Raw genomic sequence first — 26,999 nt, 5'->3', positions numbered from 1 at the left:
TGCTCGGCCCCCGCGGGCCGCTGTCGCCCCCTCTACCCGGCCCCCGCAGGCCGCCGCCGCCCCCCTCTGCCCGGCGCTCAGCCTCCGCCTCGGTCCCTTGCCGGCGGGCGGTCGCCGCCCGCCAGGCGTGGCTGCTCCGCGCGGCGGGCAGCGGCCCGTACAGGCGGTGTCGCGTGCGGTCCGCTTCCCGGGGCGGCCGGTGGCCCCGGTCGGGCGAGGGCCCCGGTCGGTGCGGGTGCGGGGCCGGCGGCCGCGGCGGATGCCGGTGCCGGCCCCACCTGGTGTTTTCCGCAAAACGAGCCACCGTCTCACCATTGGCCCTTGATGTGGACTGGTCCGGCGCTGTTTGCTCGGTGTGTTGTCTGGGGCCCCGAACCGCCGGGACCCCGCCCCGTTTTCCGAGTGAGGTCCTCCGTGTCCACCACGCCCACCACCCCGCAGTCCACCGAGTCCCCGGCGACTGGCACCGCGCGCGTCAAGCGCGGCATGGCCGAGCAGCTCAAGGGCGGCGTGATCATGGACGTCGTCACGCCGGAGCAGGCCAAGATCGCCGAGGACGCCGGCGCCGTCGCCGTCATGGCCCTGGAGCGCGTGCCCGCCGACATCCGCAAGGACGGCGGCGTCGCCCGCATGTCCGACCCGGACATGATCGAGGGCATCATCAACGCCGTCTCCATCCCGGTCATGGCCAAGTCCCGCATCGGCCACTTCGTCGAGGCGCAGGTCCTGCAGTCCCTGGGTGTCGACTACATCGACGAGTCCGAGGTGCTCACCCCGGCCGACGAGGTCAACCACTCCGACAAGTGGGCGTTCACCACCCCCTTCGTCTGCGGCGCCACCAACCTGGGCGAGGCCCTGCGCCGCATCGCCGAGGGCGCGGCCATGATCCGCTCCAAGGGCGAGGCCGGCACCGGCAACGTCGTCGAGGCCGTCCGCCACCTGCGCCAGATCAAGAACGAGATCGCCAAGCTGCGCGGCTTCGACAACAACGAGCTGTACGCCGCCGCCAAGGAGCTGCGCGCCCCGTACGAGCTCGTCAAGGAGGTCGCCGAGCTCGGCAAGCTCCCGGTCGTCCTGTTCTCCGCCGGCGGTGTGGCCACCCCGGCCGACGCCGCGCTGATGCGCCAGCTGGGCGCCGAGGGCGTCTTCGTCGGCTCCGGCATCTTCAAGTCCGGCGACCCGGCCAAGCGCGCCGCCGCCATCGTGAAGGCCACCACCTTCTACGACGACCCGAAGATCATCGCGGACGCGTCCCGCAACCTCGGCGAGGCCATGGTCGGCATCAACTGCGACACCCTGCCCGAGGCCGAGCGCTACGCGAACCGGGGCTGGTAAGCACCGATGAGCACCACCCCCGTGATCGGCGTCCTGGCCCTCCAGGGCGACGTACGGGAGCACCTGATCGCCCTGGCCGCGGCGGACGCCGTGGCCAGGCCGGTCCGGCGCCCCGAGGAACTCGCCCAGGTCGACGGCCTCGTCATCCCCGGCGGCGAGTCCACCACCATCTCCAAGCTGGCCGACCTCTTCGGCATGGCCGGGCCCCTGCGCGCGCGCATCGCGGCCGGCATGCCCGTGTACGGCACCTGCGCCGGCCTGATCATGCTCGCCGACAAGATCCTCGACCCGCGCTCGGGCCAGGAGACCTTCGGCGGCATCGACATGATCGTCCGGCGCAACGCGTTCGGCCGGCAGAACGAGTCCTTCGAGGCGGGCGTGGACGTCGCCGGCATCGAGGGCGGTCCGGTGGAGGGCGTCTTCATCCGCGCCCCGTGGGTCGAGTCGGTCGGTGCCGCGGCCGAGGTCGTCGCCGAGTACGACGGCCACATCGTCGCCGTCCGCCAGGGCAACGCCCTCGCCACGTCGTTCCATCCCGAACTGACCGGCGACCACCGGGTGCACGCGCTGTTCGTCGACATGGTGCGCGCCGCCCTCTGAGCAGATCCCGGTAGGATCTCTGGGGTTCGTTCTGAATTTGGTTACGCGAAGGAGACAGGCAGATGTCCGGCCACTCTAAATGGGCTACGACGAAGCACAAGAAGGCCGTGATCGACGCCAAGCGCGGCAAGCTCTTCGCGAAGCTGATCAAGAACATCGAGGTCGCGGCCCGCACCGGCGGCGCCGACCCCGAGGGCAACCCCACGCTCTTCGACGCCATCCAGAAGGCGAAGAAGCAGTCCGTCCCGAACAAGAACATCGACTCCGCGGTCAAGCGCGGCGGCGGCCTGGAGGCCGGCGGCGTGGACTACGAGACGATCATGTACGAGGGCTACGGCCCGAACGGCGTCGCGGTGCTCATCGAGTGCCTCACCGACAACCGCAACCGCGCCGCCTCGGACGTCCGCGTCGCCATGACCCGCAACGGCGGCTCCATGGCCGACCCGGGCTCCGTGTCGTACCTGTTCAACCGCAAGGGCGTCGTGATCGTCCCCAAGGGCGAGCTGACCGAGGACGACGTGCTGGGCGCGGTCCTCGACGCGGGTGCCGAGGAGGTCAACGACCTCGGTGAGAACTTCGAGGTGATCAGCGAGGCCACCGACCTGGTCGCGGTCCGCACCGCCCTCCAGGAGGCCGGGATCGACTACGACTCGGCGGACTCCAGCTTCGTCCCGACCATGCAGGTCCAGCTGGACGAGGAAGGCGCGAAGAAGATCTTCAAGCTCATCGACGCGCTGGAGGACAGCGACGACGTGCAGAACGTCTTCGCGAACTTCGACGTGACCGACGAGGTCATGGCGGCCATCGACTGAGGTCGCGGAGCACGACGTCCGGCACCGCCGGGCGGGCGGCGCCACGGCGCCGGCGACACTGAGGCAGCAGGGCCGGCCGGCCGGACACGGCCGCCGGCGCGACGCGGCGGGCCGACGGGAACACACCCCGTCGGCCCGCCGCGTTGTCAGTGGCACCCGATAGCCTGCACGAACAGAAGGACCAGGGAGGCTGACGTGCGTGTGCTGGGGGTGGACCCGGGGCTGACCCGCTGCGGGATCGGCGTCGTCGAGGGCGTCGCAGGACGGCCGCTGACCATGCTCGGCGTCGGAGTGGTCCGCACCTCCGCCGACGCCGAGACCCCCGACCGCCTCATCGCCGTCGAACGGGGCATCGAGGAGTGGCTCGACGCCCACCGGCCCGAACGGGTCGCCGTGGAGCGCGTCTTCAGCCAGCACAACGTCCGTACGGTGATGGGCACCGCCCAGGCCAGCGCGGTCGCCATGCTGTGCGCCGCCCGCCGCGGCATCCCCGTCGCCCTGCACACCCCCAGCGAGGTCAAGGCCGCCGTCACCGGCACAGGCCGCGCCGACAAGGCCCAGGTCGGGGCGATGGTGACCCGGCTGCTGCGGCTCGACGCGCCACCGAAGCCGGCCGACGCCGCCGACGCCCTCGCCCTCGCCATCTGCCACATCTGGCGCGCCCCCGCACAGAACCGCCTCCAGCAGGCGGTCGCCGCGCACCGAGCTCTGAAAGGCCGCACCGCATGATCGCCTTCGTGACGGGCCAGGTCGCTGCCCTCGCCCCCACCACCGCCGTGGTCGAGGTCGGCGGCGTCGGCATGGCCGTCCAGTGCACCCCGAACACCCTCGCCCGCCTGACGATCGGTCAGCAGGCCGTGCTGCACACCTCGCTGGTGGTCCGCGAGGACTCCCTCACCCTGTACGGCTTCGCGGACGACGACGAGCGGCAGGTCTTCGAGCTCCTCCAGACCGCCAGCGGTGTGGGCCCGCGCCTCGCCCAGGCCATGCTCGCCGTGCACAGCCCGGACGCCCTGCGCGCCGCGGTCGCGTCAGGCGACGAGAAGGCACTGACCGCCGTGCCCGGCATCGGCAAGAAGGGCGCGCAGAAACTCCTGCTGGAGCTGAAGGACCGGCTCGGCACCCCCCTCGGCACCCCCGCAGCCGCAGGGACCGCGGCGGTCGCCGCCGCGCCGCCCCCCTGGCGCGACCAGCTGCACGCCGCCCTGGTCGGCCTCGGCTACGCGCCCCGCGAGGCGGAGGAAGCCGTCACCGCGGTGGCCCCGCAGGCCGAGGCGGCGGCGGCGCACCGCAGGTCGGCCGGCTCCTCAGCGGCGCTGCAGACCCTCAACCGGGCCCGCTGAGCCGCCCGCCCCCGCACGACCCCGGCCCGCCACTGCGAGGAGAACACCCGTGAACTGGGACGACACGAGCGGCACGACCGCCGCCGAGCGGTCCGCCGGCCCCGCCGCCGACCGGCTGGTGGGCTCGGTCGCCGACCGCGAGGACCAGGCCGTCGAGGCCGCGCTGCGCCCCAAGGACCTGGACGAGTTCATCGGCCAGGAGAAGGTGCGCGAGCAGCTCGACCTCGTCCTCAAGGCCGCCCGCGCCCGCGGCGCCACCGCCGACCACGTGCTGCTCTCCGGCGCCCCCGGCCTCGGCAAGACCACCCTCTCCATGATCATCGCCGCGGAGATGGGCGCCCCCATCCGCATCACCTCCGGTCCCGCCATCCAGCACGCCGGCGACCTCGCCGCGATCCTCTCCTCCCTCCAGGAGGGCGAGGTGCTGTTCCTCGACGAGATCCACCGCATGTCCCGGCCCGCCGAGGAGATGCTGTACATGGCGATGGAGGACTTCCGCGTCGACGTCATCGTCGGCAAGGGGCCCGGCGCCACCGCCATCCCCCTCGAACTGCCGCCCTTCACCCTGGTCGGCGCCACCACGCGGGCCGGCCTGCTGCCGCCGCCGCTGCGCGACCGCTTCGGCTTCACCGCCCACATGGAGTTCTATTCCCCTGCCGAGCTGGAGCGGGTGATCCACCGCTCCGCCCGGCTCCTCGACGTCGAGATCGGCGCCGAGGGCGCCGCCGAGATCGCCGGGCGCTCCCGCGGCACCCCCCGCATCGCGAACCGGCTGCTGCGCCGCGTCCGCGACTACGCGCAGGTCAGGGCCGACGGAGTGATCACCCGCGAGGTCGCCGCGACCGCCCTCGCCGTGTACGAGGTCGACGGACGCGGCCTCGACCGGCTCGACCGCGCGGTGCTGGAGGCCCTGCTCAAGCTGTTCGGCGGGGGGCCCGTCGGCCTGTCCACCCTGGCCGTGGCCGTGGGGGAGGAGCGCGAGACGGTCGAGGAGGTCGCCGAGCCCTTCCTCGTACGGGAGGGGCTGCTGGCCCGCACGCCCAGGGGCCGCGTCGCCACCCCCGCCGCCTGGGCCCACCTGGGACTCGTGCCTCCGCAGGGCCAGGCGCCCGGCGGCCAGCAGGGACTGTTCGGCGGGTGACGGCAGGCACGCCCGGGGAGCGGTGACAGCAGCGTGACCTTCATGTGACGGCGCGGACGCTCGCCCGGTCGGGAACCGTGGTGCGATGCTGGGCGTTGTTCCATCCATGCGGACTCGCCTAGACTCCGCCGATGCCGCCCTTTCAGGTCGGCGTGCCCACCCCCGTAGACCAGGCCGCTCGCCAGCGCGGTCGTGCGAAGGAAATCTGTCCCGTGGACAATCTCGTCACCCTTCTCCCCTTCATCGTGCTGATCGGGGCCATGTTCCTGATGACCCGCTCTGCGAAGAAGAAGCAGCAGCAGGCGGCGCAGATGCGCAACAGCATGCAGCCCGGAACCGGTGTGCGGACCATCGGGGGGATGTACGCCACCGTCAAGGAGGTCGGCGACGACACGGTCCTCCTCGAGGTCGCCCCCGGCGTCCACGCCGTCTACGCGAAGAACGCGATCGGCGCCGTCCTCGACGACGAGGAGTACAACCGCATCGTCCACGGCGAGACGGACTCGGCCACCAGCGGTGACCTGGGCAGCGACGACCTGCCCGCCGTGCCGGACGACGCCTCCTCGCTGATCGAGTCCTCCGACGCCGGCCGGGCCGAGGACGACGCCAAGCCGGACCTGACGAAGAAGGCGGACGCCGACGAGGCCGACGCCGCGCGCAAGGACGGCAAGGGCGACGGCGGGACCGACGCGAAGTAGGCGTGGACGGGGGACCCGGGGCGCCACCGCGCCCCGGGTCCCCTGACCGCGTCCACATCTGCAGCTGCGGGGGCAGGTCCCCACACACACTTCGTGGCCGCCCCGCGCACACCGGCGCGGGGCGGTTGGACAGGGAGAAACGACAAGGTGGCAGCACCGAAGAAGGGCAGAAGGCCGTCGGGGGGCCAGGGAAGGCCAGGGCGTGTCCTGGTCCTGATCCTGATCGCGATGGTCGCGCTGACCGGCGGCATGTTCTGGTCCGGTCACACCACGCCGCGGCTGGGCATCGACCTGGCCGGCGGTACGACGATCACGCTGAAGGCGGAGGCCGAGCCCGGCAAGGAAAGCGCCGTCAACGAGACCAACATGGCCACGGCGGTCGGCATCATCGAGCGCCGTGTCAATGGTCTGGGTGTTCAGGAGGCCGAGGTCCAGACCCAGGGCCGCGAGAACATCATCGTGAACATCCCCAAGGGGACGGACCAGGAGCAGGCGCGCCAGCAGGTGGGCACCACAGCGCAGCTGTTCTTCCGCCCCGTCCTGGCGGTCGCCCTGAGCGAGCCCGAGGCACCCCAGCCCTCCGGCAGCGGTTCTCCCAGCGGTTCTCCCAGCCCCTCCGCCAGCGGTTCTCCCAGCCCGTCCGCGAGCGGTTCCCCGTCCGCCTCCGCGCCCGACAAGGACGCGCAGAAGGACGAGTCCGCCGCGCCCTCGGCCGGCGCCACCACTCAGGGCCGCGCGGTCACCGACGCCCTGGCGAAGGCCCCCAGCCCCGGGGCGTCCGCGGACGCCCCCGGCGCCCCGGCCCCCAGCGCGTCGGCGCCCCAGCTGCCCGCGCCCGCGGTCTCCCCGAGCGCCGACCCCACCGCTGACGCCGCCCTCCAGGCCCGGTTCACCGAGCTGAAGTGCACCGACGAGAAGCAGCGCGTCGCGGTGAGCAAGAACGTGAAGCCCGAAGAGCCGATCGTGGCCTGCGGCGAGAACCCGCAGGGCCTGTGGGAGAAGTACATCCTCGGCCCGGCCGAGGTGGACGGCAAGGACGTCGACGACGCCCAGGGCGTCCTCGACCCCACCCGCGGCCAGTGGATCGTCCAGCTGGAGTTCACCGGCTCCGGCAGCAAGAAGTTCGCCGACACCACGAGCAAGCTGGCCGGCCAGGCCGACCCGAACAACCGGTTCGCCATCGTCCTCGACGGCGAGGTGGTCTCCGCGCCGTCCGTGGACCAGGCGATCACCGGCGGCCAGGCGGAGATCTCCGGCAGCTTCAACCAGAAGAGCGCCCAGGACCTCGGCAACATCCTGTCCTACGGCGCCCTGCCCCTCACCTTCCACGAGCAGTCCGTCGACACCGTGACGCCCGCGCTCGGCAGCGAGCAGCTGCGCGCCGGCCTCATCGCGGGCGCCATCGGCCTCGCGCTGGTCATCATCTACCTGCTGGTCTACTACCGGGGCCTGGCGCTGGTCGCCATCGCCTCCCTGGGCGTGTCCGCGGTCCTCACCTACACGATCATGTCGCTGCTCGGCCCGGCCATCGGCTTCGCGCTGAACCTGCCCGCGGTCTGCGGCGCCATCGTCGCCATCGGTATCACCGCGGACTCGTTCATCGTGTACTTCGAGCGCATCCGCGACGAGATCCGCGAGGGCCGCACCCTGCGACCGGCCGTCGAGCGGGCCTGGCCGCGTGCCCGGCGCACGATCCTGGTCTCCGACTTCGTGTCGTTCCTGGCCGCCGCGGTGCTGTTCGTCGTCACCGTCGGCAAGGTGCAGGGCTTCGCCTTCACCCTCGGCCTGACCACGGCCCTGGACGTCGTCGTGGTGTTCTTCTTCACCAAGCCGCTCATGACGCTCCTGGCCCGCGGCAAGTTCTTCGGCGGACAGCACCCCTGGTCCGGCCTCGACCCGAAGCGGCTCGGCGCGCAGCCGCCGCTGCGGCGCACCCGCCGCCCCGCGTCCGCCCTGACCGAACCGAAGGAGGCGTGAGATGTCGCGACTCGGAAATCTCGGCGCCCGTCTCTACCGCGGTGAGGTCGGCTACGACTTCGTCGCCAAGCGCAAGCTGTGGTACGGGGTCTCGATCCTGATCACCATCACCGCCATCGTCGCCCTCGGCGTGCGCGGCCTGAACATGGGCATCGAGTTCCGGGGCGGCGCGGTCTTCACGACCCCCGCCACCCCGGTCTCCGTCGCCCAGGCGCAGGACATCACGGAGGAGGCCGCCGGGCACGGCAGCATCGTCCAGAAGCTCGGCAACGGCACCATGCGCATCCAGGTCGCCGACCTGGACACCCAGCGGGCCAACGACATCAAGGGCGAGATCGCCGACGGCCTCGGCGTCTCCGAGGAGAGCATCACCGCCGAGCTGGTCGGTCCCAGCTGGGGCGCGCAGATCGCCAACAAGGCGTGGACCGGCCTCGCGGTCTTCATGATCCTCGTGGTGATCTACCTCGCGATCGCCTTCGAGTGGCGCATGGCGCTCGCCGCCCTCATCGCCCTCGTCCACGACCTCACCATCACGGTCGGCGTGTACTCCCTCGTCGGGTTCGAGGTCACCCCCGGCACCGTGATCGGTCTGCTGACCATCCTCGGCTACTCCCTCTACGACACCGTCGTCGTCTTCGACGGTCTCAAGGAGGGGTCGAAGGACATCACCAAGCAGACCCGCTTCACCTACAGCGAGATGGCGAACCGGAGCCTCAACGGCACCCTGGTCCGCTCCATCAACACCACCGTCGTGGCGCTGCTGCCGGTGGCCGGCCTGCTCTTCATCGGCGGCGGCTTCCTCGGCGCGGGCATGCTGAACGACATCTCGCTGTCGCTGTTCGTCGGCCTCGCCGCGGGCGCGTACTCGTCGATCTTCATCGCCACGCCTCTGGTCGCGGACTTCAAGGAACGCGACCCGCAGATCAAGGCCCTGCGCAAGCGCGTCCTCGCCAAGCGGGCCGCGGGCGCGGCCAAGGACGGCGACGAGCCGGGTGCCGCCGACCTGCCCGAGGGCGCCGCCACCGCGCTCGCCGGCCAGCGCGCCCGCCGCGGCGGACGCCCCACCGGGAGCAGGGGATGACGACCGCCACCCGCGACCTGCTGCTCAGCCGGATCCGCGACGTCCCCGACCACCCCAAGCCCGGCGTGGTGTTCAAGGACATCACGCCGCTGCTCGCGGACCCGGTCGCCTTCGCCGCGCTCACCGGTGCCTTCGCCGAGCTGTGCACCCGGTACGGCGCCACGAAGATCGTCGGCCTGGAGGCGCGCGGGTTCATCCTCGCCGCCCCCGTGGCCGTCACCGCCCAGGTCGGGTTCGTGCCCGTCCGCAAGGCGGGCAAGCTTCCGGGCGCCACGCTCCGGCAGGCGTACGAGCTGGAGTACGGCACCGCCGAGATCGAGGTCCACGCCGAGGACCTGGCCGCGGGCGACCGCGTCCTCGTCATCGACGACGTCCTCGCCACCGGCGGCACCGCGGAAGCGTCGCTGGAGCTCATCCGCCGGGCCGGCGCCGACGTCGCCGGCGTCGCCGTCCTGATGGAGCTCGGCTTCCTCGCCGGCCGCAGCCGGCTGGAGCCCGCACTGCGCGGAGCCCCGCTGGAGGCGCTGATCACCGTCTGACGCCGCCGCGGCCGCGGACACGGCAGACGCCCACGGGACGGGCATCCGGGTACCCCCGGGTGCCCGTCCCGTGTTGTCGGGGGGCCCGCCCGGGGCGAGAGGGGCGCCCGGGGTCGATACCATGGGATTTCCGGGACTCACCGGGGGACCCGGACCCGCACGAGGAGCGCCCTTGCCAGACGAGGTCAAGCCACTCTCCGCCGCGACCCCCGACCAGCGGGCCGACCAGGCACAGAAAGCCGCGGCGACCTCCGCCACGCCACCGGACAGGGGCGCAGACGGCACCCCGCCCGCGGCCGCGCCCCGCACCGCGCGCTCCGCCCCCGGGCCCACGGCCAAGCCGGGCGCCCCGGCCCCCAAGCCCGCACCGCCCGCCAAGCCCGCGCCGACCGCGCCGAGCCGCACCAGCGGCTCCTCCAGCCGCGTCCGCGCCCGCCTGGCCCGCCTCGGCGTGCAGCGCTCCACGACGTACAACCCGGTCCTCGAACCGCTGCTGCGCATAGTCCGCAGCAACGACCCGAAGATCGAGACGGCCACGCTCCGCCAGATCGAGCACGCCTACCAGGTCGCCGAGCGCTGGCACCGCGGACAGAAGCGCAAGAGCGGCGACCCGTACATCACGCACCCCCTCGCCGTCACCACGATCCTCGCCGAGCTCGGCATGGACCCCGCCACGCTCATGGCCGGGCTCCTGCACGACACCGTCGAGGACACCGAATACGGCCTGGAGGACCTGCGCCGCGACTTCGGCGACCAGGTCGCGCTCCTCGTCGACGGGGTCACCAAGCTCGACAAGGTCAAGTTCGGCGAGGCCGCGCAGGCGGAGACCGTCCGCAAGATGGTCGTCGCCATGGCCAAGGACCCCCGGGTCCTCGTCATCAAGCTCGCGGACCGCCTGCACAACATGCGCACCATGCGCTACCTCAAGCGGGAGAAGCAGGAGCAGAAGGCCCGCGAGACCCTGGAGATCTACGCGCCGCTCGCCCACCGCCTGGGCATGAACACCATCAAGTGGGAGCTGGAGGACCTCGCCTTCGCGATCCTCTACCCCAAGATGTACGACGAGATCGTGCGGCTCGTCGCCGAGCGCGCCCCCAAGCGCGACGAGTACCTCGCCATCGTCACCGACGAGGTGCAGGCCGACCTGCGGGCCGCCCGGATCAAGGCCACCGTCACCGGCCGCCCCAAGCACTACTACAGCGTCTACCAGAAGATGATTGTCCGCGGCCGGGACTTCGCGGAGATCTACGACCTGGTCGGCATCCGCGTCCTCGTCGACACCGTCCGCGACTGCTACGCCGCCCTCGGCACCATCCACGCGCGATGGAACCCGGTCCCCGGCCGGTTCAAGGACTACATCGCGATGCCGAAGTTCAACATGTACCAGTCGCTCCACACGACGGTCATCGGCCCCGGCGGCAAGCCCGTCGAACTGCAGATCCGCACCTTCGACATGCACCGCCGCGCCGAGTACGGCATCGCCGCGCACTGGAAGTACAAGCAGGACGCCGTCGCCGGCGCCTCCAAGGTCCGCACCGACACCCCGCGGGCCGGCAGCGGAAGGGGCAAGGACGCGGCCGCCGTCAACGACATGGCGTGGCTGCGGCAGCTGCTCGACTGGCAGAAGGAGACCGAGGACCCGGGCGAGTTCCTGGAGTCCCTCCGCTTCGACCTGTCCCGCAACGAGGTCTTCGTCTTCACCCCCAAGGGCGACGTCATCGCCCTGCCCGCCGGGGCCACCCCGGTCGACTTCGCGTACGCCGTCCACACCGAGGTCGGCCACCGCACCATAGGGGCCAGGGTCAACGGCCGCCTGGTGCCGCTGGAGTCCACGCTCGACAACGGCGACCTGGTGGAGGTCTTCACCTCCAAGGCCGCCGGCGCCGGCCCGTCCCGCGACTGGCTCGGCTTCGTCAAGTCACCCCGGGCCCGCAACAAGATCCGCGCCTGGTTCTCCAAGGAGCGCCGCGACGAGGCCATCGAGCAGGGCAAGGACGCCATAGCCCGCGCGATGCGCAAGCAGAACCTGCCGATCCAGCGCATCCTCACCGGCGACTCCCTGGTCACCCTCGCCCACGAGATGCGCTACAGCGACATCTCCTCGCTGTACGCGGCGATCGGCGAGGGCCACGTCACGGCCCAGTCCATCGTCCAGAAGCTCGTGCAGGCGCTGGGCGGGGAGGAAGCCGCCACCGAGGACATCGCGGAGACGGCGCCCCCGGCCCGCGGCCGCGGCAAGCGCCGCTCCAAGGCCGACCCGGGCGTCGTCGTCAAGGGCGTCGACGACGTGTGGGTGAAGCTGGCCCGCTGCTGCACCCCCGTGCCCGGCGACCCCATCATCGGCTTCGTCACCCGCGGCAGCGGCGTGTCGGTGCACCGCGCCGACTGCGTCAACGTCGACTCCCTCGCGCAGCAGCCCGAGCGGATGCTCGACGTCGAGTGGGCCCCCACCCAGTCGTCGGTGTTCCTCGTCGCCATCCAGGTGGAGGCGCTGGACCGCTCCCGGCTGCTGTCGGACGTCACCCGCGTCCTGTCCGACCAGCACGTCAACATCCTGTCGGCGGCCGTCCAGACGTCCCGCGACCGGGTGGCCACCTCCCGCTTCACCTTCGAGATGGGCGACCCCAAGCACCTGGGCCACGTCCTGAAGGCGGTCCGGGGCGTGGAAGGCGTCTACGACGTGTACCGCGTGACGTCCGCCCGCAGGCCCTGACGGCGACGGGCGGGCCGGACGACACGTCCGACCCGCCCGTCGCACGCCGAGCACCGGGGGCTGCGGCGGCGCCCGTCCCCGGCGCGGCTTCAGCCGCCGAACTCCCGCAGACCCTTCAGGGCCTGGTCCAGCAGCGCCTGCCGGCCCTCCAGCTCACGCGCCAGCTTGTCGGCCTTCGCGTCGTTGCCGGCCGCACGCGCCGCGTCGACCTGCGCCCGCAGCTTGTCCACGGCGTCCTGGAGCTGCCCCGTCAGACCCGCGGCCCGCGCCCGGGCCTCCGGGTTGGTGCGGCGCCACTCGGTCTCCTCGGCCTCCTGCAGCGCCCGCTCCACTGCGTGCATCCGGCCCTCGACCTTCGACCGGGCGTCGCGCGGCACGTGGCCGATGGCCTCCCAGCGCTCGTTGATCTCCCGGAACGCGGCCCGCGCCGCCTTCAGGTCCGACACCGGCACCAGCTTCTCGGCCTCGGCGGCGAGCTCCTCCTTCAGCTTGAGGTTCTCCGCCTGCTCCGCGTCCCGCTCGGCGAACACGGCACCGCGCGCCGCGAAGAACACGTCCTGCGCACCGCGGAAGCGGTTCCACAGGGCGTCCTCGTGCTCGCGCTGTGCACGGCCCGCGGCCTTCCACTCCGCCATCAGCTCGCGGTAGCGGGCGGCCGTCGCCCCCCAGTCGGTGGAGTCCTGCAGCGCCTCGGCCTCCGCGGCCAGCCGCTCCTTGACCCGCCGGGCGTCCTCACGCTGGGAGTCCAGCGCCGCGAAGTGCGCCTTGCGGCGCTTGGAGAACGCCGACCGGGCGTGCGAGAACCGGTGCCACAGCTCGTCGTCGGACTTCCGGTCCAGCCGCGGCAGGCCCTTCCAGGTGTCCACCAGCGCCCGCAGCCGCTCACCGGCCGCGCGCCACTGCTCGCTCTGCGCGAGCTGCTCGGCCTCCGCGACCAGTTCCTCCTTGGCGCGCCGCGCCTCCTCCGTCTGCTGGGCCTTCTTCGCCTTGCGCTCCTCGCGGCGCGCCTCCACCCGCTCGACGAGCCGGTCGAGCCGCTTGGCGAGCGCGTCGAGGTCACCGACCGCGTGGTGCTCGTCCACCTGCGTGCGCAGGTGCTCGATCGCCGCCATCGCGTCCTTCGCGGACAGGTCGGTGGTCTTCACCCGCCGTTCGAGGAGGCCGATCTCGACCACCAAGCCCTCGTACTTGCGCTCGAAGTAGGCCAGGGCCTCCTCGGGGGTGCCCGCCTGCCACGATCCGACGACCTTCTCGCCGTCGGCGGTACGCACGTACACGGTGCCCGTCTCGTCGACGCGGCCCCACGGGTCGCTGCTCACAGCGCCTCCTCCACATGATGCCGATGAGGGGAATCCCCCCTGGGCATCGTCCACGGTTGTCCCGGACGGGCCTCGCCCGTCCTCCACGGCGCACGCACCGGGTCCCACAGGCCCCCGTACGCGCTGCACAACGCCAATCTAGGCGAACCGCCGCCCGGCTGTCCGCACTCGTCGGCACACAATTCCCCCGGCCCCCCGTGTTCCCCGGTCTTCACCGGGGGACGCGGGAGACGCAGGTCATTTCCTGGTCACGGTCGCCTGCTCGATCGTGACCGGCTTCTTCGGGGCGCCGTCGCCGGCGCTGCCCTCGGCGCCGCCCTCGGCGACCTTCCGCACGGCCTTCAGCCCCGCCTCGTCCATGGTGCCGAAGGGCGTGAAGCCCGGAGGCAGCTTGCTGTCCTCGTACACGAGGAAGAACTGGCTGCCCGCCGTGTTCGGCCCGCTGTTGGCCATGGCCACCGTGCCGGCCTTGTACGTGACCATGCCGTCGGCGCCGGCCTTGCCCAGGGAGTCCAGGTTCTCGTCGGGCAGCTCGTAGCCCGGGTTGCCGTAGCCCGTGCCCTCCGGGTCGCCGCACTGGAGGACGAAGATGCTCGCCGGCTTGGTCGTGAGGCGGTGGCAGGTCGTGTCGTCGAAGAACTTCCTGCCGGCGAGGTACGAGAAGGAGTTCACCGTGCGCGGCGCCTTGGCGGCGTCCATCGCGATGGTGATGTCGCCGTGGTTCGTCTTCAGCGCCATGGTGTAGGCGGCCTTCGTGTCGATGGCCATCGACGGCTCCGGCGACTTCTCCGGAGCGCTCGGCGTGGGCTCCCCGCTCGCACCGGCCGCCGCCTTGTCCTCCTTGCCGCCGCCCAGCACCCCCGACGCGTACGCGCCCGCGCTCGCGGCGAGGACGACGGTCAGGGCGCCCGCGATCACCGCGTTGCGACGCCTGGCCTTCTGCTGGGCCTCCCTGCGTCGCTGCTGCTGGCGCTCGTACCTCTTCCTCGCGGCCTGCCGCCGTCGCTGATCGCTGCTGACCACCGGGTCTGTCTCCTCGTACGTCTGATGTGCAGGGCTGGGGCTGGTGTGCCCGTACCGTATACGGGTTGGCCGGGGAATGAGCAGCGCCGGTAGGCTCTGATCTGCTGCATTTCTTCCGAAGGCCGACCCGCCGACGACATTCTGAGGACGATCGTGCTTATTGCCGGGTTCCCCGCCGGGGCCTGGGGGACCAACTGCTACCTGGTCGCCCCCGCCGCCGGTGAGGAGTGCGTGATCATCGATCCGGGCCACCAGGCCGCGCAGGGAGTCGAGGAGACGCTCAGGAAGCATCGGCTCAAGCCGGTCGCCGTCGTGCTCACGCACGGCCACATCGACCACGTCGCCTCCGTCGTCCCGGTCTGCGGGGCCCACGACGTGCCCGCCTGGATCCACCCGGCCGACCGCTACATGATGAGCGACCCGGAGAAAGCCCTGGGCCGGTCCATCGGCATGCCGCTCATGGGGGAGCTGACCGTGGGGGAGCCGGACGACGTCCACGAGCTCACCGACGGCGCCCGCCTGGAGCTGGCGGGGCTGGAGCTCACCGTCGCGCACGCGCCCGGCCATACCAAGGGGTCGGTGACCTTCGGGCTGCCCGAGGCCGCGGACATCCCGCCGGTCTTCTTCTCGGGCGACCTGCTCTTCGCCGGCTCCATCGGACGCACCGACCTGCCGGGCGGTGACATGGCCGAGATGCTCGACTCGCTGGGCCGCGTGGTCCTGCCGCTCGACGACTCGACCGTGGTCCTGTCCGGCCACGGCCCCCAGACGACCATCGGCCACGAGCGCGCCACCAACCCCTATCTGCGGCAGGTGGCCGCCGGCCTCGGGAGCGCCCAGGCTCCCCGACGAGGAATGTGACGAGAGACTTCCGTGAGCACCTTCAAGGCCCCCAAGGGCACGTACGACCTTCTGCCCCCCGATTCCGCCACGTTCCTGGCCGTGCGCGAGGCCATCGCCGCGCCGCTGCGGAGGTCCGGCTACGGCTACGTCGAGACGCCCGGCTTCGAGAACGTCGAGCTGTTCGCGCGGGGCGTGGGCGAGTCCACCGACATCGTGACCAAGGAGATGTACGCCTTCGAGACGAAGGGCGGCGACCAGCTGGCCCTGCGCCCCGAAGGCACCGCCTCCGTGCTGCGCGCCGCGCTGGAGGCCAGCCTCCACAAGGCCGGCAACCTGCCCGTCAAGCTCTGGTACTCCGGCTCGTACTACCGCTACGAGCGCCCGCAGAAGGGCCGCTACCGCCACTTCTCCCAGGTGGGCGCCGAGGCGATCGGCGCCGAGGACCCGGCCCTGGACGCCGAGCTGATCATCCTGGCCGACCAGGCGTACCGCTCGCTGGGCCTGCGCGAGTTCCGCATCCTGCTCAACTCGCTGGGCGACCAGGAGTGCCGCCCCGTCTACCGGGCGGCCCTCCAGGACTTCCTGCGCGGCCTCGACCTCGACGAGGACACCCGGCGCCGCATCGACATCAACCCGCTGCGGGTCCTCGACGACAAGCGGGCCGAGGTGCAGAAGCAGCTGGTCGGCGCGCCGCTGCTGCGCGACTACCTGTGCGACGCGTGCAAGGCGTACCACGAGGAGGTGCGCGAGCTGCTGGCGGCGGCGGGCGTGGCCTTCGAGGACGACCCGAAGCTGGTGCGGGGCCTGGACTACTACACGCGCACGACGTTCGAGTTCGTCCACGACGGCCTCGGCTCGCAGTCCGCGGTCGGCGGCGGCGGCCGCTACGACGGCCTGTCCGAGATGATCGGCGGCCCGGCGCTGCCGTCCGTCGGCTGGGCCCTCGGCGTGGACCGCACGGTCCTGGCGCTGGAGGCCGAGGGCGTCGTCCTGGACATCCCGGCCGCAACCGACGTGTTCGCCGTGGCACTCGGAGAGGACGCCAAGCGGCGGGTGTTCGCGCTGGTCACCGAGTTGCGCAAGGCCGGTGTCGCCACGGACATGGCGTACGGCGGCAAGAGCATGAAGGCCGGCATGAAGGCGGCGCACCGCTCGGGCGCCCGCTTCACGGTGATCGCGGGCGAGCGCGACCTCGCGGAAGGCGTGGTCCAGCTCAAGGACATGGAGTCCGGCGAGCAGGAGGCGGTCGCGCTGGACGCGCTCACGGACACGCTGCGCGGGAAGCTGGCCTGAGCCGCCCGCCGTCACCGCGCTCCCGGGCGCACGAGGGCGGGCGCCGTGCGGGCGCCCGCCCTCGGCGGCTGTTTCCGGCCGCTCTTTATCCGCATCGAACGGCGCACGCCGTGCCGCGTCCGGCACAATGACCACGGCGCCCCGACGCCCCGCAGCAGACCCATCGACGGAACGGCCGTGATGACGAAAGCAGTTGCAGACACCGTGTCCCCGGACTCGCGCGCGCTCGGTGCGAGCAGGGCGTTCTCCTGGATGCTCGTCGTCACCGGTGCCGCGGGGCTGCTCGCCGCGTGGATCATCACGCTCGACAAGTTCAAGCTGCTGGAGGACCCGGACTTCGTCCCCGGCTGCAGCCTCAACCCGATCGTGTCGTGCGGGAACATCATGAAGAGCGAGCAGGCCTCGGTCTTCGGCTTCCCGAACCCGATGCTCGGCCTGGTCACGTACGGCATGGTCGTCGCGATCGGCGCCGGGCTGCTCGCGGGCGCCCGCTACCGCCGCTGGTACTGGCTCGGCCTCAACGGCGGCATGCTCTTCGGTGTGGGCTTCTGCACCTGGCTGATGCAGCAGTCCCTGTACGTCATCAACTCGCTGTGCCTGTGGTGCTGCCTCGCCTGGGCCGCGACGATCGTGATGTTCTGGTACGTCACCTCGTTCAACGTGCGCAAGGGCGTGCTGCCCGCGCCGGGGTGGCTGCGGCGCTTCTTCGACGAGTTCACGTGGGTCGTGCCCGTCCTGCACATCGGGATCATCGTCATGCTGATCCTGACCCGCTGGTGGGACCTGCTCTGGACGAGCTGACCCCGGGAGCCCGCCGGGGCGGCGGCCGGCCGGGCGGGACTGTCGGCGGGCTCGCTTAGGCTTCATGGCGTGGAGCCCGATCTTTTCACCGCCGCAGCAGAGGAACGCCAGGAGAAGGACCCGTCGAGCAGCCCCCTGGCCGTCCGGATGCGCCCGCGCACCCTCGACGAGGTGGTCGGCCAGCGGCACCTGCTGAAGCCGGGGTCGCCGCTGCGGCGGCTGGTCGGCGAGGGCGGCCGGGGACCGGCGGGCTCCTCGTCCGTGATCCTGTGGGGCCCGCCCGGCATCGGCAAGACGACGCTCGCATACGTGGTGTCCAAGGCCACCGACAAGCGGTTCGTGGAGCTGTCCGCGATCACCGCGGGCGTCAAGGAGGTCCGGGCCGTGATCGACGGGGCCCGGCGCGCGGCGGGCGGCTTCGGCAAGGAGACCGTCCTGTTCCTGGACGAGATCCACCGGTTCAGCAAGGCGCAGCAGGACTCGCTGCTGCCCGCCGTGGAGAACCGCTGGGTCACCCTGATCGCCGCGACCACCGAGAACCCGTACTTCTCGGTGATCTCGCCGCTGCTGTCCCGCTCCCTGCTGCTCACCCTGGAGCCGCTCACCGACGACGACCTGCGCGGACTGCTGCACCGGGCCCTGACCGAGGAGCGCGGGCTGGGCGGCGCCGTCACGCTGCCCGAGGACGCCGAGGCGCACCTGCTGCGGGTCGCGGGCGGGGACGCGCGGCGGGCGCTGACGGCGCTGGAGGCCGCGGCGGGGGCCGCGCTCGCCCTCGGTGAGCAGGAGATCAGCCTGGCGACGCTGGAGGCGGCGGTGGACCGGGCGGCGGTGGCCTACGACCGGGACGGCGACCAGCACTACGACGTGGCGAGCGCCCTGATCAAGTCGATCCGCGGCTCCGACGCGGACGCGGCCCTGCACTACCTGGCGCGGATGATCGAGGCGGGCGAGGACCCGCGGTTCATCGCGCGCCGGCTGATGATCTCGGCGAGCGAGGACATCGGGCTCGCCGACCCGACGGCGCTGCCGCTGGCGGTCGCGGCGGCGCAGGCGGTGGCGATGATCGGCTTCCCCGAGGCGGCGCTCACCCTCAGCCACGCCACGATCGCCCTCGCGCTGGCCCCGAAGTCGAACGCGGCGACGCTCGCGATCCAGGCGGCCCGGGCGGACGTGCGGGAAGGGCTGGCCGGGCCGGTCCCCGCCCACCTGCGAGACGGCCACTACAAGGGCGCGGCCTCGCTGGGCCACGCCCAGGGGTACGTGTACCCGCACGACGTGCCGGGCGGGATCGCCGCCCAGCAGTACGCACCCGACGCGATCCAGGACCGGCGGTACTACCGGCCGACCCGCTACGGCGCCGAGGCGCGGTACGCCGACGTGGTGGAGAAGGTGCGCGAGCGGCTGCGCGGCGAGAGCGGCGCCTGAGGTGCGCGGCCGCGCCGCGGGGGCAGGGCTCAGGCGCGCTGCCCCGGCCCGCCTTCCGCCTCCCCGCCGGCGGGCGTCCTCGCGTCGTGGGCGGCGGCGGCCTCGCCGAAGAGCCGGTGCATGGCGCGCCGCAGCCCGTGCACGTCCCTCACCGGCTCGGGGAAGTCGAAGCGCGCGTCGAAGGAGCGCGCCGCGGCGTCCCGGCAGCGCACCCGCAGCCCGAAGCGGTCCAGGGCCAGCGGCACCGTGCTCCGCACCGCCGCGTCCCCGTGGCCGGCGCGGTCCCCCAGCAGGGAGGCCAGCGTCGCCATCCGGTCGCCGTGGGCGGCCGCCAGGTGCTGGAGCAGCTCCGTCTCGTGCTGCCTGAGCGGGTCGGGTGCGGCGCGGGCGAAGTCCTCCGGGTCGACGGGTCCGGCTCCCCACAGGTCGTCGACGTACACCTCGCCGACCTCCAGGCGCAGCATCATGTGGCCGGGTTCGGCCAAGCCGGGCACGGTGGTGAGCCAGCCGCGCACCCAGGCGCGGGCGCGGATACGGTGGGGGACGGCGACCGGTGCCACGTCCGTGAGCTCCAGCACGGCGGGCAGCTCGTCGTCCTGGGCGTGGGTGGCGGCCCGTACGGCCGGGGAGTCCGCCGGGTACAGCAGCAGGACCTCGCCGTCCGGGCCCACCGCGCGGGCGTCGGGCTGGAGGTGGAGCGGGAGCGGGTCGGGAAGCTGCTGGTCCGGGCCGGGCGCCGCGGGCCCCGGGACGAGCAGCGCCGCGGAGCATGTACCCTGTACGAGAGTTCGTGTGCGCTCGGCTGCTGACGGCATCCGGGCGGTTTCTGGCCCGCTGGGACGCGGCTGACCATGAGCTGATCGGACCTCCGTCACGTCGATGCCCTGCTGAGAGGCATCGTTCTTCGTGCTGCCGTCCGTGATGCGTGTGGTGTTCCCAGGGCGAGACATGCGATCTCCTTGAGTAAGGTGAGCCTAACCTAACCTATTTCGGAGGTCTGGAGAACGTGCCTAACCAGTCGCGTCCCAAGGTCAAGAAGTCCCGTGCGCTCGGCATCGCGCTGACGCCGAAGGCCGTCAAGTACTTCGAGGCCCGTCCGTACCCGCCGGGCGAGCACGGCCGCGGACGCAAGCAGAACTCGGACTACAAGGTCCGTCTGCTGGAGAAGCAGCGCCTGCGCGCCCAGTACGACATCAGCGAGCGCCAGATGGCCCGCGCCTACGACCGCGCCAAGAAGGCCGAGGGCAAGACGGGCGAGGCCCTGGTGGTCGAGCTGGAGCGCCGCCTCGACGCCCTGGTCCTGCGCTCGGGCATCGCCCGCACCATCTACCAGGCCCGCCAGATGGTCGTCCACGGCCACATCCAGGTCAACGGCCAGAAGGTCGACAAGCCGTCCTTCCGCGTCCGCCCGGACGACGTCGTGATGGTCCGCGAGCGCTCGCGCAGCAAGACCCTGTTCCAGGTCGCCCGCGAGGGTGGCTTCGCCCCCGACGGCGAGACCCCGCGCTACCTGCAGGTCAACCTGAAGGCCCTGGCCTTCCGCCTCGACCGCGAGCCGAACCGCAAGGAGATCCCGGTCGTCTGCGACGAGCAGCTCGTCGTCGAGTACTACGCCCGCTGACCCGGGCGCGGTACCCGTACCGCGAACCCGGCGCGCCCGGCCCCCGCGGGACCGGGCGCGCCGCCCGCAGCGCCCCGGCGTGCGTTCAGCCCGTCGGCTCCCCGCCCTTCACGGTGGGGGAGTCGGCGGGCTTCCGCGTCTGCGGCAGCAGGCCGCGCCCGCCGCGCACCCGCTCCGCCGCGGGCGCCGCCGGGCGCGGACGCCCCGACAGCGCCCGCTCCACCGCCGCGTCCAGCTCCAGCGCCCTGCCCTCCGCGACGTACGCCAGGAACGCCTCCTGCCCCAGCGCCTCCCGCACCCGCTGCTCGCACAGCCGCCGCGGCGCGCTGAAATACGCCGAACCGAACAGCGGCGGCCCCACCGACTCCCACATCCGGCCGGCCGCACCCTGGAGCACCGCCGCCTCCACCGGGTCGCCCTCGCCCGCGGTGACCAGCGCCAGCAGCTCCACGGCCAGCACCAGGCCCACCAGGTCGTGGAACGCGTGGTCGATCACCACGCACTCGTCGAGCAGCTCCCGCGCCGCGACCGGGTCGCCCCGCGTCCACGCCGCGTACGCCAGCACGTACAGGGCGTACGCCCGCGTCCACCGCTCGCCGCGCTCCTCGCACACCTCCCGCACCTCGCCGCACAGCGCGACCGCGGCCTCCAGGTCCCCCTGGAACACCTTGGTGATCGCCAACTCCACCTGGCCCATGAGCACCTGGCTGTTCAGCTCGCCCAGCTTCCGGTACGCCGCGAGCGCCCGTCCCAGCAGCTCCTGCGCCCCCTGCATGTCGTCCGACAGCAGCGCCAGGCACCCCTTCCGGTGCGTGGTGTACGCCTGGGCCAGCGCGTGGCCGACGCGCTCCGCCCGCTCCCCGCACTCGTGCAGGGCACCCACCGCCGCCGTCCCGTCGCCCTGCAGGATCGCCACGTACCCCAGCACCCACAGGGCCTTCAGCCGCGCGTCCTCGTTGCCGGACTCCAGCGCCACCGCCCGGTCCAGCCAGTGCCGCCCCTCCGAGAGCCGCCCGCAGCCCACCCAGTAGAACCACAGCGTCCCCGCCAGGTGCTGCGCCAGGTGCGCCTCGCCCGGCACCTCCAGGCACAGCTCCAGCGCCGCCCGCAGGTTCGGCAGCGCACTCTCCGCGCACGCCGCCACCTCCGCCTGCCGGGGGCTGAACCACTCCAGCTCGCACCACGTGGCCAGCCCCATGTACCAGTCGCGGTGGCGCCGCCGCAGCCGGGGCGTGTCGCCCAGCGCGGACAGCCACTCCGCCCCGTAGGCGGCGACCGTGTCCAGCATGCGGTAGCGCAACCCCGCCGGGCCCGTGCCGTCACGCAGCACCACCGACTGGGCGATCAGCTCGTCCAGCACGTCGAGCACCCGCTCCGGCGGCAGCTCGGGGCCCGTGCACACGTACTCCACCGCCTCCAGGTCGAAGGGGCCCGCGAAGACCGACAGGCGGGCCCACAGCAGCCGCTCCTCCGGGGTGCACAGCTCATGGCTCCACCCGATGGCCGTGCGCAGCGTCCGGTGCCGTGCCGCCGCACCCCGGCTACCCCGGGTCAGCAGCCGGAACCGGTCGTCGAGCCGCTCCAGCACCTGCTCCACCGACAGCGCGGGCAGCCGGCCCGCCGCCAGTTCCAGAGCCAGCGGGATCCCGTCCAGGCGCCGGCACAGCTCCCGCACGGGGTCGGGGTCGCCGGCCTCGAACCCGGGGCACACCGCCCGTGCGCGGTCCGTGAACAGCCGCACCGCGTCCCCGTCCGGCATCGGCGCCAGAGCCAGCACCGCCTCGCCGTCCACCCGCAGCGGCCGCCGCCCCGCCGCGAGCACCGTCAGCCCCGGCGCGCTCAGCAGCAGCCGCCGCACCACGGCGGCGCACGCGTCCACCAGGTGCTCGAAGCCGTCCAGCACCAGCAGCACCCTGCGCCCCGCCAGATGGTCCGCCAGCACCTCCCGCGGTGGACGGCTCGTCTGGTCGGCCGGCCCCAGCGCCTCCGCCAGCGCGTGATCCACCAGCTCCGGATCGCGCAGCCCCGCCAGCTCCACGAGGTGCACACCGTCGCAGTAGCGTTTCTGCGCCTCCCGGGCCGCCTGCACCACCAGCCGGGTCTTGCCGACCCCGCCCACCCCCACCACCGTCACCAGGCGGAAGTCCGCCAGCAGCTGGTCCAACTCACCGCGTTCCGCGTCACGCCCGACGAACCGGTTCAACTCGGCAGGCAGATTGCTCCGTCGCATGAGACACGGAGCGTACCGATCGCGCTGCTCTCCGTACAAACCCCGTCTCCCGCCTTCCCGGCGCGGCCCGCAATCCGGTACGGGGCGCCACCACGGGCGCGATAGGCTCGGAGAACGACCTTCAGTGACCGAGATACACGCGAACCAACGGACTTCGACGAGCAGAGAGCGGTGCACAGTGACCGGTGGAGAGGTTGCCGGGATCCTGGTGGCCGTCTTCTGGGCGATCCTGGTCTCCTTCCTGGCCGTGGTGCTGGTGAGGCTGGCCCAGACGCTCAAGGCGACCACCCGTCTCGTGGCGGACGTGACCGAGCAGGCGGTGCCCCTGCTGGCCGACGCCTCCGCGACGCTCCGCTCCGCGCAGACCCAGCTCGACCGCGTCGACGCCATCGCCTCGGACGTCCAGGAGGTCGCCTCCAACGCCTCCGCCCTCTCCACGACCGTGGCCTCCACCCTCGGCGGCCCGCTCGTGAAGGTCGCGGCGTTCGGCTACGGCGTACGCCGGGCCATGAGCCGCGACGCGGGGGACCGCACCGAGAGGCCCGACCGACCGGCGCCCGCGGCGCGGCGCACCGTCATCGTCGGCCGCACCGTGCCCAAGGCGCGCGGCCGCAACCGGAAGGGCTGACGCGACACATGTTCCGCCGAGCGTTCTGGTTCACCGCCGGCGCGGCAGCCGGCGTGTGGGCCACCAACAAGGCGCACCGCAAGCTCAGGCAGCTGACCCCCGAGAGCCTCGCCGCCCAGGCCGCCGACAAGGCCGTCGAGGCGGGCCACCGGCTCAAGGACTTCGCGCTCGACGTCCGCGCGGGCATGCTGCAGCGCGAGGCCGAGCTGGAGCAGGCACTGGGGATCGACGCACCCGCCGACGCCCTGCCCGCCCCGCGCCGGTCGGCCCTCGGCCCCGCACGGGGCGCCGCCCCCGCCCCCGCCCACCGAGACCGCACCCACCCCACCCACCCGTACGACCGGAATGAGGACCACTGATGGAGTCGGCTGAAATCCGCCGCCGCTGGCTGAGCTTCTTCGAGGAGCGCGGGCACACCGTCGTGCCTTCGGCGTCGCTCATCGCGGACGACCCGACTCTCCTCCTCGTCCCCGCGGGCATGGTGCCCTTCAAGCCCTACTTCCTCGGTGAGGTCAAGCCGCCGTTCGCGCGCGCCGCCAGCGTGCAGAAGTGCGTGCGCACGCCCGACATCGAAGAGGTCGGCAAGACCACCCGGCACGGCACGTTCTTCCAGATGTGCGGCAACTTCTCCTTCGGCGACTACTTCAAGGAAGGCGCCATCAAGCTCGCCTGGGAGCTGCTGACCAGCCCGGTCGAGCACGGCGGCTACGGCCTGGAGCCGGAGAAGCTCTGGATCACCGTCTACCAGGACGACGACGAGGCCGAGCAGATCTGGCGCGACGTCGTCGGCGTGCCCGCCGAGCGCATCCAGCGCCTCGGCAAGAAGGACAACTTCTGGTCCATGGGCGTGCCCGGCCCCTGCGGCCCCTGCTCCGAGATCAACTACGACCGGGGCCCCGAGTTCGGCGCCGAGGGCGGCCCCGCCGTCAACGACGAGCGGTACGTGGAGATCTGGAACCTGGTCTTCATGCAGTACGAGCGCGGCCAGGGCACCGGCAAGGACGACTTCGAGATCCTCGGAGACCTGCCGAGCAAGAACATCGACACGGGCCTCGGCATGGAGCGCCTGGCGATGATCCTCCAGGGCGTACGGAACATGTACGAGACCGACACCCTGAAGGTCGTCATCGACAAGGCCACCGGGCTCACCGGCGTCGACTACGGCCGGGCCGACGACTCCGACGTGTCCCTGCGCGTGGTCGCCGACCACATGCGCACCTCCGTGATGCTCATCGGTGACGGCGTCACCCCGGGCAACGAGGGCCGCGGCTACGTGCTGCGCCGCATCATGCGCCGCGCCATCCGCAACATGCGGCTGCTCGGCGCCACCGGCCCGGTCGTCGGCGAGCTCGTCGACACCGTCATCACGACCATGGGCGAGCAGTACCCGGAGCTGGCGACCGACCGCGAGCGCATCGAGGCCGTCGCCCTGGCCGAGGAGGCCCGCTTCCTCAAGACCCTCAACGCCGGGACGAACGTCCTGGACGGCGCTGTCGCCGAGGCCAGGCAGGCCGGCTCCACCGTCCTCGCCGGCGACAAGGCGTTCCTGCTCCACGACACCTGGGGCTTCCCCATCGACCTCACCCTGGAGATGGCCGCCGAGCAGGGCCTCACCGTGGACGAGGACGGCTTCCGCCGCCTCATGAAGGAGCAGCGCGAGCGCGCCAAGGCCGACGCCCAGGCCAAGAAGACCGGCCACGCCGACGTCACCGCGTACCGCGAGATCGCCGACTCCTCCGGCGCCACCGAGTTCACCGGCTACACCAGCACCGAGGGCGAGACCACCGTCGTCGGCCTCCTCGTCAACGGCGTGCCCTCCCCGGCCGCCTCCGAGGGTGACGACGTCGAGGTGGTCCTCGACCGCACCCCCTTCTACGCCGAGGGCGGCGGCCAGCTCGCCGACCAGGGCCGCATCAAGCTGCACAGCGGCGCCGTCATCCAGGTCCGCGACGTCCAGCAGCCGGTCCCGGGCGTGTCCGTGCACAAGGGTTCCGTCCAGGTCGGCGAGGTCACCGTCGGCGCCACCGCCTACGCCACCATCGACGTCCGGCGCCGCCGCGCCATCGCCCGCTCCCACAGCGCCACCCACCTCACCCACCAGGCGCTGCGCGACGCCCTCGGCCCCACGGCCGCCCAGGCCGGCTCCGAGAACTCCCCGGGCCGCTTCCGCTTCGACTTCGGCTCCCCGTCCGCCGTGCCCGGCACGGTCCTCACCGACGTCGAGCAGAAGATCAACGAAGTGCTGGCCCGCGAGCTCGACGTGCACGCCGAGGTCATGCCGATCGACGAGGCCAAGCGGCAGGGCGCCATCGCCGAGTTCGGCGAGAAGTACGGCGAGCGGGTCCGCGTCGTCACCATCGGCGACTTCTCCAAGGAGCTGTGCGGTGGCACCCACGTGCACAACACCGCCCAGCTCGGCCTGGTGAAGCTGCTCGGCGAGTCCTCCATCGGCTCCGGCGTGCGCCGTATCGAGGCCCTCGTCGGCGTCGACGCGTACCACTTCCTCGCTCGCGAGCACACGGTCGTCGCCCAGCTCCAGGAGCTGGTCAAGGGCCGCCCGGAGGAGCTGCCGGAGAAGATCTCCGCCATGCTCGGCAAGCTGAAGGACGCCGAGAAGGAGATCGAGAAGTTCCGCGCGGAGAAGGTCCTCCAGGCCGCCGCCGGCCTCGCGGACTCCGCCCGCGACGTGCACGGCGTCTCCCTCGTCACCGGTCAGGTGCCGGACGGCACCGGCGCCGACGACCTGCGCAGGCTGGTCCTCGACGTGCGCGGCCGGATCCCGGCGAGCCGCCCGGCCGTCGTCGCCCTGTTCACCACCGCGGGCGGCCGCCCGCTGACCGTGATCGCCACCAACGAGGCCGCCCGCGAGCGCGGCCTCAAGGCCGGCGACCTGGTCCGCACCGCCGCCAAGACCCTCGGCGGCGGCGGCGGCGGCAAGCCGGACGTCGCGCAGGGCGGCGGCCAGAACCCGGAGGCCGTCGGCGAGGCCATCGCCGCCGTCGAGCGCCTGGTCGCCGAGACGGCCTGACCCGGATGACTGCCATGCGACGCGGGCGCCGACTGGCGATCGACGTGGGGGACGCCCGCATCGGGGTCGCCTCGTGCGACCCCGACGGGGTCCTGGCCACCCCGGTGGAGACCGTGCCGGGGCGTGACGTCCCGGCCGCCCACCGGCGGCTGAAGCAGCTCGTGGAGGAGTACGAGCCGCTGGAAGTCGTCGTCGGCCTCCCCCGCTCCCTCAACGGGGGCGAGGGTCCGGCGGCCGCCAAGGTCCGCGCGTTCTCGCAGGAACTGGCCCGGGGCATCGCCCCGGTGCCGGTGCGCCTGGTCGACGAGCGCATGACCACGGTGTCCGCGAGCCACGGACTGCGCGCCTCCGGGGTGAAGTCCAGGAAGGGCCGCTCGGTCATCGACCAGGCAGCCGCTGTGATCATCCTGCAGAACGCTCTTGAGTCCGAACGGGTATCAGGTAATCCGCCCGGCGAGGGCGTCGAAGTGGTCATCTGATCGCGATACGGTAACGTTCCGCGCAATGCGGTGGCGTTCGAACAGCTGCCGCACAACGTAGAGGCGG

24 protein-coding genes are annotated in these 26,999 nt (G+C 72.5%); 20 read left to right on the top strand and 4 right to left on the bottom strand.

The window, feature by feature from the left end:
* Positions 1 to 414 precede the first annotated feature (414 nt).
* The 11 genes from pdxS to L6E17_RS02415 all read left to right on the top strand — a co-directional run bounded on the left by pdxS (position 415) and on the right by L6E17_RS02415 (position 12,239).
* Positions 415 to 1,335, top strand: a complete 921-nt coding sequence (gene pdxS / locus L6E17_RS02465; RefSeq protein WP_308315811.1) for a pyridoxal 5'-phosphate synthase lyase subunit PdxS — start codon at positions 415 to 417, stop codon at positions 1,333 to 1,335.
* Positions 1,336 to 1,341: 6 nt separating this feature from the next.
* Positions 1,342 to 1,935, top strand: coding sequence for a pyridoxal 5'-phosphate synthase glutaminase subunit PdxT (pdxT, locus tag L6E17_RS02460; RefSeq protein ID WP_236239120.1), 594 nt, complete (start codon positions 1,342 to 1,344; stop codon positions 1,933 to 1,935).
* 62 nt (positions 1,936 to 1,997) lie between these two features.
* On the top strand, positions 1,998 to 2,747 hold the full coding sequence (locus tag L6E17_RS02455; protein WP_236239119.1) for a YebC/PmpR family DNA-binding transcriptional regulator: 750 nt from the start codon (positions 1,998 to 2,000) through the stop codon (positions 2,745 to 2,747).
* A gap of 195 nt (positions 2,748 to 2,942) precedes the next feature.
* Complete coding sequence (gene ruvC / locus L6E17_RS02450) at positions 2,943 to 3,476, top strand: crossover junction endodeoxyribonuclease RuvC (RefSeq protein WP_236239118.1); 534 nt, start codon at positions 2,943 to 2,945, stop codon at positions 3,474 to 3,476.
* Positions 3,473 to 4,090, top strand: a complete 618-nt coding sequence (gene ruvA, locus L6E17_RS02445; protein ID WP_236239117.1) for a Holliday junction branch migration protein RuvA — start codon at positions 3,473 to 3,475, stop codon at positions 4,088 to 4,090. Before ruvC ends, ruvA begins: the two co-directional genes overlap by 4 nt.
* Before the next feature lie 49 nt (positions 4,091 to 4,139).
* Positions 4,140 to 5,231: a Holliday junction branch migration DNA helicase RuvB gene (gene ruvB, locus L6E17_RS02440; protein WP_236239116.1), complete on the top strand. Its 1,092-nt coding sequence runs from the start codon at positions 4,140 to 4,142 to the stop codon at positions 5,229 to 5,231.
* 212 nt (positions 5,232 to 5,443) lie between these two features.
* On the top strand, positions 5,444 to 5,929 hold the full coding sequence (gene yajC / locus L6E17_RS02435) for a preprotein translocase subunit YajC (RefSeq protein ID WP_308315810.1): 486 nt from the start codon (positions 5,444 to 5,446) through the stop codon (positions 5,927 to 5,929).
* A 147-nt stretch (positions 5,930 to 6,076) separates the two neighbouring features.
* Positions 6,077 to 7,906: a protein translocase subunit SecD gene (gene secD, locus L6E17_RS02430; RefSeq protein WP_236239115.1), complete on the top strand. Its 1,830-nt coding sequence runs from the start codon at positions 6,077 to 6,079 to the stop codon at positions 7,904 to 7,906.
* 1 nt (position 7,907) lies between these two features.
* Positions 7,908 to 8,987, top strand: coding sequence for a protein translocase subunit SecF (secF, locus tag L6E17_RS02425; RefSeq protein WP_236239114.1), 1,080 nt, complete (start codon positions 7,908 to 7,910; stop codon positions 8,985 to 8,987).
* On the top strand, positions 8,984 to 9,526 hold the full coding sequence (locus L6E17_RS02420) for an adenine phosphoribosyltransferase (protein WP_236239113.1): 543 nt from the start codon (positions 8,984 to 8,986) through the stop codon (positions 9,524 to 9,526). Before secF ends, L6E17_RS02420 begins: the two co-directional genes overlap by 4 nt.
* A gap of 172 nt (positions 9,527 to 9,698) precedes the next feature.
* Positions 9,699 to 12,239: a bifunctional (p)ppGpp synthetase/guanosine-3',5'-bis(diphosphate) 3'-pyrophosphohydrolase gene (locus L6E17_RS02415; RefSeq protein ID WP_236239112.1), complete on the top strand. Its 2,541-nt coding sequence runs from the start codon at positions 9,699 to 9,701 to the stop codon at positions 12,237 to 12,239.
* 89 nt (positions 12,240 to 12,328) lie between these two features.
* Here L6E17_RS02415 and L6E17_RS02410 read toward each other — a convergent pair whose 3' ends face one another.
* Together L6E17_RS02410 and L6E17_RS02405 are read right to left on the bottom strand one after the other, a co-directional pair.
* Entirely contained in the window at positions 12,329 to 13,558 is a 1,230-nt protein-coding gene (locus L6E17_RS02410) for a DUF349 domain-containing protein (RefSeq protein ID WP_236239111.1), read from the bottom strand.
* Between the two features lie 237 nt (positions 13,559 to 13,795).
* Entirely contained in the window at positions 13,796 to 14,581 is a 786-nt protein-coding gene (locus tag L6E17_RS02405; RefSeq protein ID WP_236239110.1) for a peptidylprolyl isomerase, read from the bottom strand.
* A gap of 153 nt (positions 14,582 to 14,734) precedes the next feature.
* Here L6E17_RS02405 and L6E17_RS02400 point away from each other — a divergent pair, with 153 nt between their 5' ends.
* The 4 genes from L6E17_RS02400 (at position 14,735) to L6E17_RS02385 (ending at position 18,946) form a co-directional block, all read left to right on the top strand.
* Positions 14,735 to 15,442, top strand: coding sequence for an MBL fold metallo-hydrolase (locus tag L6E17_RS02400; RefSeq protein WP_236239109.1), 708 nt, complete (start codon positions 14,735 to 14,737; stop codon positions 15,440 to 15,442).
* A gap of 12 nt (positions 15,443 to 15,454) precedes the next feature.
* Positions 15,455 to 16,717, top strand: a complete 1,263-nt coding sequence (gene hisS, locus L6E17_RS02395; RefSeq protein WP_236239108.1) for a histidine--tRNA ligase — start codon at positions 15,455 to 15,457, stop codon at positions 16,715 to 16,717.
* Positions 16,718 to 16,897: 180 nt separating this feature from the next.
* Entirely contained in the window at positions 16,898 to 17,518 is a 621-nt protein-coding gene (locus L6E17_RS02390) for a vitamin K epoxide reductase family protein (RefSeq protein WP_236239107.1), read from the top strand.
* Positions 17,519 to 17,587: 69 nt separating this feature from the next.
* Positions 17,588 to 18,946, top strand: a complete 1,359-nt coding sequence (locus L6E17_RS02385; protein ID WP_236239106.1) for a replication-associated recombination protein A — start codon at positions 17,588 to 17,590, stop codon at positions 18,944 to 18,946.
* 29 nt (positions 18,947 to 18,975) lie between these two features.
* Here L6E17_RS02385 and L6E17_RS02380 read toward each other — a convergent pair whose 3' ends face one another.
* Positions 18,976 to 19,761: a DUF2470 domain-containing protein gene (locus L6E17_RS02380; protein ID WP_236239613.1), complete on the bottom strand. Its 786-nt coding sequence runs from the start codon at positions 19,759 to 19,761 to the stop codon at positions 18,976 to 18,978.
* A gap of 191 nt (positions 19,762 to 19,952) precedes the next feature.
* Between L6E17_RS02380 and rpsD the strand changes: the two genes are divergently transcribed.
* The gene (gene rpsD / locus L6E17_RS02375) at positions 19,953 to 20,567 is read left to right on the top strand and encodes a 30S ribosomal protein S4 (RefSeq protein WP_236239105.1); all 615 of its coding nucleotides are present in this window, start codon (positions 19,953 to 19,955) and stop codon (positions 20,565 to 20,567) included.
* A gap of 85 nt (positions 20,568 to 20,652) precedes the next feature.
* Here rpsD and L6E17_RS02370 read toward each other — a convergent pair whose 3' ends face one another.
* Positions 20,653 to 22,797, bottom strand: coding sequence for an AAA family ATPase (locus L6E17_RS02370; protein ID WP_236239104.1), 2,145 nt, complete (start codon positions 22,795 to 22,797; stop codon positions 20,653 to 20,655).
* A 178-nt stretch (positions 22,798 to 22,975) separates the two neighbouring features.
* Here L6E17_RS02370 and L6E17_RS02365 point away from each other — a divergent pair, with 178 nt between their 5' ends.
* Genes L6E17_RS02365 through ruvX form a run of 4 tightly spaced genes read left to right on the top strand, consistent with a single transcriptional unit; the run spans position 22,976 to position 26,932 of the window.
* Entirely contained in the window at positions 22,976 to 23,425 is a 450-nt protein-coding gene (locus L6E17_RS02365; protein ID WP_236239103.1) for a DUF948 domain-containing protein, read from the top strand.
* 8 nt (positions 23,426 to 23,433) lie between these two features.
* On the top strand, positions 23,434 to 23,784 hold the full coding sequence (locus L6E17_RS02360; RefSeq protein ID WP_236239102.1) for a hypothetical protein: 351 nt from the start codon (positions 23,434 to 23,436) through the stop codon (positions 23,782 to 23,784).
* Entirely contained in the window at positions 23,784 to 26,453 is a 2,670-nt protein-coding gene (alaS, locus tag L6E17_RS02355; RefSeq protein ID WP_236239101.1) for an alanine--tRNA ligase, read from the top strand. Before L6E17_RS02360 ends, alaS begins: the two co-directional genes overlap by 1 nt.
* A gap of 5 nt (positions 26,454 to 26,458) precedes the next feature.
* Positions 26,459 to 26,932: a Holliday junction resolvase RuvX gene (ruvX, locus tag L6E17_RS02350; RefSeq protein WP_236239100.1), complete on the top strand. Its 474-nt coding sequence runs from the start codon at positions 26,459 to 26,461 to the stop codon at positions 26,930 to 26,932.
* Positions 26,933 to 26,999: the final 67 nt, after the last annotated feature.

Source organism: Streptomyces sp. CC228A, from assembly GCF_021390935.1.
Classification (GTDB): Bacteria; Actinomycetota; Actinomycetes; order Streptomycetales; family Streptomycetaceae; genus Streptomyces.
Note: the sequence above shows the minus strand (reverse complement) of the source record. Positions and strands in the feature narration are given on the sequence as shown.

Bases quoted from the DNA above. Each gene is read 5' to 3' on its own strand.
- pdxT (WP_236239120.1), top strand. From the start codon at position 1,342: ATGAGCACCACCCCCGTGATCGGCGTCCTGGCCCTCCAGGGCGACGTA.
- L6E17_RS02455 (WP_236239119.1), top strand. From the start codon at position 1,998: ATGTCCGGCCACTCTAAATGGGCTACGACGAAGCACAAGAAGGCCGTG.
- ruvA (WP_236239117.1), top strand. From the start codon at position 3,473: ATGATCGCCTTCGTGACGGGCCAGGTCGCTGCCCTCGCCCCCACCACC.
- secF (WP_236239114.1), top strand. From the start codon at position 7,908: ATGTCGCGACTCGGAAATCTCGGCGCCCGTCTCTACCGCGGTGAGGTC.
- L6E17_RS02420 (WP_236239113.1), top strand. From the start codon at position 8,984: ATGACGACCGCCACCCGCGACCTGCTGCTCAGCCGGATCCGCGACGTC.
- L6E17_RS02390 (WP_236239107.1), top strand. From the start codon at position 16,898: ATGACGAAAGCAGTTGCAGACACCGTGTCCCCGGACTCGCGCGCGCTC.
- L6E17_RS02380 (WP_236239613.1), bottom strand. From the start codon at position 19,761: ATGCCGTCAGCAGCCGAGCGCACACGAACTCTCGTACAGGGTACATGC.
- L6E17_RS02370 (WP_236239104.1), bottom strand. From the start codon at position 22,797: ATGCGACGGAGCAATCTGCCTGCCGAGTTGAACCGGTTCGTCGGGCGT.
- L6E17_RS02360 (WP_236239102.1), top strand. From the start codon at position 23,434: ATGTTCCGCCGAGCGTTCTGGTTCACCGCCGGCGCGGCAGCCGGCGTG.
- alaS (WP_236239101.1), top strand. From the start codon at position 23,784: ATGGAGTCGGCTGAAATCCGCCGCCGCTGGCTGAGCTTCTTCGAGGAG.
- ruvX (WP_236239100.1), top strand. From the start codon at position 26,459: ATGACTGCCATGCGACGCGGGCGCCGACTGGCGATCGACGTGGGGGAC.